Here is a 570-nt window from a genome sequence, read left to right on the forward strand (position 1 = left end):
GCGGGCGGGGCGGCCCCGCCGCCCCCGGCGGGACGGTGGGGCGTCGAGGGCGGGATCAGGCGATGGCGAAGTCGTCGCCGAAGACGTTGCCCTGGCCGTACCAGCCGTGCAGGTACACCGTCACGGTGCCGGAGGCGCCGGTGGTGAACGGGACGGTCAGCTTGGTCCAGCCGGAGGCGTTCGTCCAGGTGCTGGCGGTGGCGCCGCCGCTCACGCCGAGGTAGGCGTAGCTGCCCTGGACCCAACCGCTCAGCGTGTACGAGGTGTTGGGCGACAGCGTCACGGTCTGCTGGCACTGGCCGGTCTGGCCGGCGGTGGCCGCGGCCTGCAGGGCGTGGGTGCCCGAGTGGGCCGGGGTGGCGACCACCGCGCCGCCGCTCTGGCAGGTCCACGGGGCGAGGCTGCCCGTCTCCAGGCCGCCGTTCACCAGGCCGCCGGGCGGGGTGACCCCGGTGACGGTCAGGTTGTAGGTGCCGGTGTGGCTGCCGGAGGTGGCGTTGCCGGTGATCGTCAGCGGGTAGGTCCCGGCGGCGGTCGCGGCGGTGGTGGTGATGTTCAGGGTGGCGGTGC

Annotated in this window: 1 protein-coding gene; it reads right to left on the reverse strand. The window is 74.9% G+C overall.

Going from position 1 to position 570, the window contains the following annotated elements; translation table 11 throughout:
- Nucleotides 1–55: 55 nt before the first annotated feature.
- The coding region (locus tag ACFWA9_RS38490) for a carbohydrate binding domain-containing protein (protein WP_380394129.1) at nt 56–570 on the reverse strand (515 nt) is incomplete at its 5' end.

Source organism: Kitasatospora sp. NPDC059973, assembly GCF_042737525.1.
In the GTDB taxonomy this organism is placed as follows: domain Bacteria; phylum Actinomycetota; class Actinomycetes; order Streptomycetales; family Streptomycetaceae; genus Kitasatospora.